The sequence below is a fragment of the Romboutsia sp. genome, assembly GCF_035470145.1.
GTDB lineage: Bacteria > Bacillota > Clostridia > Peptostreptococcales > Peptostreptococcaceae > Romboutsia_D.
This window is the reverse complement of the sequence record NZ_DATIRC010000268.1, coordinates 1-5912: the sequence shown is the minus strand read 5'-3', so window position 1 is coordinate 5912 and position 5912 is coordinate 1. Positions and strand designations below refer to the sequence as shown.

8 protein-coding genes are annotated in these 5912 nt (G+C 29.5%); all 8 read right to left on the bottom strand.

Annotation, left to right across the window (positions count from 1 at the left end; translation table 11 throughout):
* Nucleotides 1–2180: hypothetical protein (locus VLM92_RS11250; protein ID WP_325276438.1), on the bottom strand; the 2180-nt coding region annotated here is incomplete at its 3' end.
* 81 nt (nt 2181–2261) lie between these two features.
* The gene (locus VLM92_RS11245; protein WP_325276437.1) at nt 2262–2642 is read right to left on the bottom strand and encodes a hypothetical protein; all 381 of its coding nucleotides are present in this window, start codon (nt 2640–2642) and stop codon (nt 2262–2264) included.
* 35 nt (nt 2643–2677) lie between these two features.
* Nucleotides 2678–3112, bottom strand: a complete 435-nt coding sequence (locus tag VLM92_RS11240) for a hypothetical protein (RefSeq protein ID WP_325276436.1) — start codon at nt 3110–3112, stop codon at nt 2678–2680.
* Between the two features lie 14 nt (nt 3113–3126).
* Nucleotides 3127–3585, bottom strand: coding sequence for a hypothetical protein (locus VLM92_RS11235; RefSeq protein ID WP_325276435.1), 459 nt, complete (start codon nt 3583–3585; stop codon nt 3127–3129).
* A gap of 69 nt (nt 3586–3654) precedes the next feature.
* Complete coding sequence (locus VLM92_RS11230; protein WP_325276434.1) at nt 3655–4086, bottom strand: hypothetical protein; 432 nt, start codon at nt 4084–4086, stop codon at nt 3655–3657.
* A 42-nt stretch (nt 4087–4128) separates the two neighbouring features.
* Entirely contained in the window at nt 4129–4374 is a 246-nt protein-coding gene (locus tag VLM92_RS11225) for a hypothetical protein (RefSeq protein WP_325276433.1), read from the bottom strand.
* A 20-nt stretch (nt 4375–4394) separates the two neighbouring features.
* Nucleotides 4395–4997, bottom strand: a complete 603-nt coding sequence (locus VLM92_RS11220; protein ID WP_325276432.1) for a hypothetical protein — start codon at nt 4995–4997, stop codon at nt 4395–4397.
* A 90-nt stretch (nt 4998–5087) separates the two neighbouring features.
* Entirely contained in the window at nt 5088–5837 is a 750-nt protein-coding gene (locus VLM92_RS11215) for a hypothetical protein (protein WP_325276431.1), read from the bottom strand.
* Between the last annotated feature and the right edge of the window lie 75 nt (nt 5838–5912).

Below are 5912 nucleotides of genomic sequence, written 5' to 3'. Positions count from 1 at the left end.
TATGTTACATCTATAACTTCTTCTTCTCTACCTTCTCCATCTATATCGAATGTTACTTTTTCTTCGATTACTTTTTTAACTTTTATTGGACTTTCCAATTTATTCACCTCTACACTTTTTTCATATGCTATCAAATCTACTTGACCTTCTAATTGCTCAGTCACATCATACATAACAACTTCTCCATCTACTATTTCAACTGATATGTTGTTCATTTTAAATATTTCTATTTTTTCTGCATCTATCTCCTTGAACATACCATCTGTTAAGAAGTCCTCATATTCTGGAACAGTACCTTCTTTTTTGAACTCTAATACTTCTATTTTTGCTATTGTAGCATCATCTAATTCCATTTGTTCTTTTGCTTGTTTTAATACATACATCTCAGTATCAGTTATTTTTGATACTTCTAATCCTCTTACAAGTATTTCATCTATTTTCTTAAGCATAACTTCCCCTAATGTATCCGATTCTGTAAAGTAATCACTTAGTACATAGTAGCCACCACATACACTCATATCGCTACTTATAAATATTTTTTCTAATACATTTGCTACTTCTGCAGGTTCTGCAGTTTCTAACTCATTACGCATAGCATCGTCTAAACTTATTTCTTCTATCATTACATCTGTTATTCCTAAGTATACACCTATATCTTCATAGTTTAATTCATTTTTAACATTTTCCCAAACATCCATCCAAGTTTCACAAGTCTTATGTAATCTTCTTACTCTTATTAATCTTTCCATTTCTTCTCTTACGCTTTTTATGAAGTTGAAGTTTTTTCTACATTCACCTACATTTTGTTCTCCTAGCAATGTAGCCATAGTTCCATCTGATATATTGTTAATTTCACTATAAAGTTGTTTTTGTTTAAATTCTTTTTCTGCATCTGGATATATTTTTCTAAGTTCTTCATGTCTTGAATATTTGCAGTTATTATCCCATAAGAAACACATGTCTTTTACTATTTTCCCAGTTTCTTTTTCTTCTACATCTACCAATACTTCTGCAGTTCCAAATATTCCATTTACCACTATTTTTATATTTCCAACTATATCGAAATCACCTGCTACCCACTTAGCAACTTCTGTTTTAAATGCAGGAGTCTTTAATAATGTACAATCTTTTAATTCAAGCATGTAATCATATGCTTTTTCTGTTATTCCCCAGAAATGTAGTTCTGTTTCATTTATCTTTTTATATGTACCTAAATCATCTGCACATTTTTCTATGCATCCATCCATTAAATCATTTCTCATTATCTTTATTTGTGCCATTAATTCCTTCTTAGTTAATCTTCTCATTGTGTTCACCATTCCTTCATTATTTTTTGTGTTTTGTTGTGTCGGTTCTGATTCTATTGTACATACTTGGTATTTACTTGTCAATGGTTTTATTTCTACATATTCATTATTTCCAGTTCTTATTCCACCAAATACAAGGTGTTGATATACTTCCAGTATTTCTTTTTCTATCATATTTTCTATGTATTCCTCTTTAGATACATGTGTTGGTTCATGCTCTATGTGACTATTTTTATCAAAGTTCCACGTTATAAACTTATCACCGAATACTATCTTTAATAACATCCCTAAGTTTGCCAATACTTCTTTCCTAAAGTCTTGATATTTACCTTCTGTGATTTTAATTATTTTTTCCATATGTGTACTACCTTCCTTCTCTGTGTGTGTTTTAGAAACTTCTGTTGTAACATCTATCATTCTTACATCATCTATATCATATATTTCTTGTTTTTCTTTTGTTATTTCTATGTGATCTATTACTTTGTATATGTCACATTCTTCTTTCTTGAAACCGAACCCAACTTTAGTTGCTTTTGTGCTATCTACTATCGTGCTTATATCAGGCTTTATATCAAACTCATGTTGTAGTTTTGTGAATAGTTCCATTAACTTTGTTGATATGATTGCTTTTTCTGTATGGTAGTCAATCTTATCTTTACTAAAATCTAACACTAATCCACCGATGTTGTATTTTATTTTATAACCTTCAACAACAAATCCTTCTGTTATCATTGTGTTTTCTGGTACATCTATTTTTTCACTTTTAGGTAATCCTAAAGTATCAAATAAATATGTTTTCAACTGTCTTTTTTGTGTTCCTATACCATCTACATTAACTTCTTTTAACTCTACTTGTGTTTTTAATTTTTCCATTTCTTTTACCTACCTTTGTGTGTATTTGTGTGTTGTATTTCTACTGGATGGAGAGTTTTTCGGAACTCTCCCAAAAACCTTTTACATACATTGTAGGCAATATGGGCAGAACTCACCAAAGCCTACATAATCTACATTTTCATATTCTTTTTTTATGTCATTTTCATAATCTACCATCTCATGTTGAGTCATGCCAGTTATTATTTCTTCAATGTTTTGCTCAGTTCCATCTTTGAAGTATATTGTAGGACTATAACAATATTCATCTAAGTGTTCATGGCATCCACTACATTCTTCATCTATTATAAAGATTCCTAAGTTAGATTCTATATACTCTTTAAGTTCTTCTTCATCTTTACATACTGTTTCAAATTCATCATCTATGTGATATGCTCCCCAACCACCATCGTAGCTAAATGTTATATTATTTTCAGTTAATATTGCAGTTAATTTTTCATTCATGTTTTTATCTCCTTAGTTTTAAGTCACATCGACTATTATTTTATATTTATATAACCATTGTTATTTACATTAAATACTTTTTTCAATAATTTTTTCTCTAATTGTGTATATGCTTTTTCTCTTAATAAAGCTATACGTGCTTTATCATAATCCCACTTAGTTAATATAATTCGATTCAAAGGATAACTACATTTTTGTCTTATAAAACTTATTGAGTCTAAATCTACTTTACCACTTTTTAACAACGTTGCACTCATTGATGTATTTTCATATCCATATCCTTTTTTCATTTCTCCATCTTGATATACCAATTCTATATCTTTACTTTCAACTCCATTTTTAATTAATTCCACTGTTGTTTTTTCAAACTCACTTATTATTATTTGTACATCTTTCATGTCTAATAATCTAGCATTACATCTTTTTTGAACCTCGTTTAATCGTTCTTCTACCTTTGATAATTTACTCATATCACCATCTCCTTTTATTGTAATCCATAGTGAGTTAACACTGTATCCCAATATTTTTTATAGCCTATTCTACTTTTTACTTCTTTTGTGTTTGGTACTATTGATTGCCATCTCTCAGACCATCTTTTAGATTGCTCTCTATCAAATCCAGTGTAGCTATCTGACACATACATCCACTTATCATGATAAACTTGACCTCTGGCTTTAGTTAACTTTATTTCTTTTGTGTCTAACTTCACCAGATATGCATCTCCTACTTCTGGATCATTTGCTATATCGAAATCATCACTCATTGTGAATGTTACTGTGTTTTGTATTTTATTAACTTTTACTATTGCCATCTGCAGGAACAACTTCATGCCCATATTTTTTCTGAATATTTTCTCTGCTCTTTGTATCATCTCCACGTATTCTGGTTTTAAATCATATCTTTGAGTTATGTGTGTATATACACATCCACCTATTCTTTTCATATTATCCACGCTCCTATAATTATATTATAATGGTAGTGATACTTAAAGGCTACCACCAGACCTTTATTTTTAGTTATAACTTATTGAGTCTAAGTATGTTTCTATTGCCATGTTAAGTTGACCTAAATTATCTAGCGTATAGTTCCAGTCACCCATACATGCAGGATAGAATAGATACATATTTTCTTTTTCATTTACAACTATTGAACTATCATCTTGTAATATGTATATCTTTTTATCTTCTGATTCTTCACTTGTTTTGATTGCATCTTTTACTATTGGTGACAATTCAACTTCTGTATATCTTTCAATCGGTGCTTTATAATCAACTGGCAATGTTGTTACTATTGGTTCTTCTTTTTTAGTAAATTGCTCACTGTTTATATTTTCAAGTTCTGCTATTCTATCATACATGTGATTCATGTTATTTACTACATAACCACCTACTAATATATTTGCTCCTACTAATATTCCCATTACTAATGTTTTTAAGTTTTTCATTTTATTTTCTCCTTCTGGATGCTCGACCACATCCACCTATTATTATTTTGATTCAAGTAACTTATACTCAACTACTTTTGGTGCATATCTATATAAATTATCTATAATATATTTCAACTCTTTTTCTATAGTTGATGGTTTATTTGTAACTAATATTGCCTTTCCAAATATATAATCTATATCATTATCTCCTATATCTCCTACTCCTATATGTGTTCCATAGTCAGTAAACAATATATTTGTTTTATCTCCATTTTCATATGTAAATTCATACAATTCTTTTTTCATATTATTACCACCCTTCATTTTTACATGTTTAATATTTCTTCAATTTGTTTACTGTATTTTTTCACTTCTTCTTCTTCTAAATCATACCATGAACCACCTGCTATTTCATCTCCACTATCACCAGTTATTTTATATTTTCCATCTACTTCTTCAACATTTATATATATGCTTAATCTATCATTGAAAACTACACATACATATTCATTTCCTTCCATATCACCTGCCCATTGAGCATATATATTTCCTTTGAAGTTTCTTTTTAATATTGTATCACATACTTTAATCATTTCTTTTACACTTGTACCTACTTGTTTTTCAACTGCTACATCTGCAGTTAGTTCTTCATAAAATTCTATCATTGCCTTTTGTGACTTGAATTTTTTAGTTTCACATATATATCCTTCTTCACTTGGTTTCTTATTCTCTGTAGTCCATAGTACACATAACATTTGTTTCTTGTTTTTATCACATGCATCCATGAATGCTATTTTAAAATCATTCTTTAATACTACTATCGTTGCTCCATGATATGATTCAGTTATTACATCTGATGCGTTGAATATTTCTATGTTATTTTCTTTTACGTATTTTGCTACTTTTGTTAATTTTGTTAAGTTTTTCATTTTATTTTCTCCTTCTGGATGCTCGACCACATCCACCTATTATTATTTTTAGTTGGTGGTATTTTGGCTACCACCGAGCCATATTATTTTCTAGTATTTACCTAATCCATATTGGAATCTATATATATTTTTGAAATATGATAGATTATCACCGTATCCACATACATGAATCCTACATTTGTTTTCTAGGTAGTCTATAAAGTTTTTCACTTCTTCTTTTGATAATCCCCATTTAAGCATTGCTTTTTCTGTATCTGTTGGTTGTGGTATTCTGTATTTTTCAAACGCACCCAGAGCATCTACTATGTTTTTATAATAATGTCCCCAGATTAAACCATTGTCCGTTTTTGTGTGTATTGAATATTCTACGCCACTTGGATACATTTTACTAGTACCTCTGTACCATGTTACCAATACTTTATTCTCTTTACCTTCTAATGTTATTTCATGTTCAATGAATGTAGAGCATACTAATAATTCTTGCTTAAGTTCTCTTAGTTGTTTTCTTTTTCTCATGTATACAGTTTCTTTGTATCCTTCTGTCATTTCACGCATTTCCATATCTTGTATTACTTTTTCCACTCTTTCGGCTCTCTCTCTTAAGAACTCACATCTTTCTTTTTGTAGACTTTTATCATTCACTATTTTGTTTATTGTTTTCATTATCATAGATGCTTGTTTTGTTTTTATGTATTCTAATTCTTCACTATCTACTGTTGTTCCTAATATTCCACCACCGAATTTTTTCCACTTCATTTGAGAAACTTCTAATATTAAATCATCCCCATCTTCATATACCCAGAATTTTACATGTCCTTTATCAAAAGAAACTTCATCCATAAATCTTGTGTCAATATCTACAAAAAGAAAGATGTGAGTTCTTAAGAGAGAGAGCCGAAAGAGTGGAAAAAGTAA

Coding starts and splice junctions, on each gene's coding strand:
- VLM92_RS11230 (WP_325276434.1), bottom strand. CDS start 4,086: ATGAAAAACTTAAAAACATTAGTAATGGGAATATTAGTAGGAGCAAAT.
- VLM92_RS11235 (WP_325276435.1), bottom strand. CDS start 3,585: ATGAAAAGAATAGGTGGATGTGTATATACACACATAACTCAAAGATAT.
- VLM92_RS11215 (WP_325276431.1), bottom strand. CDS start 5,837: ATGGATGAAGTTTCTTTTGATAAAGGACATGTAAAATTCTGGGTATAT.
- VLM92_RS11245 (WP_325276437.1), bottom strand. CDS start 2,642: ATGAATGAAAAATTAACTGCAATATTAACTGAAAATAATATAACATTT.
- VLM92_RS11220 (WP_325276432.1), bottom strand. CDS start 4,997: ATGAAAAACTTAACAAAATTAACAAAAGTAGCAAAATACGTAAAAGAA.
- VLM92_RS11240 (WP_325276436.1), bottom strand. CDS start 3,112: ATGAGTAAATTATCAAAGGTAGAAGAACGATTAAACGAGGTTCAAAAA.
- VLM92_RS11225 (WP_325276433.1), bottom strand. CDS start 4,374: ATGAAAAAAGAATTGTATGAATTTACATATGAAAATGGAGATAAAACA.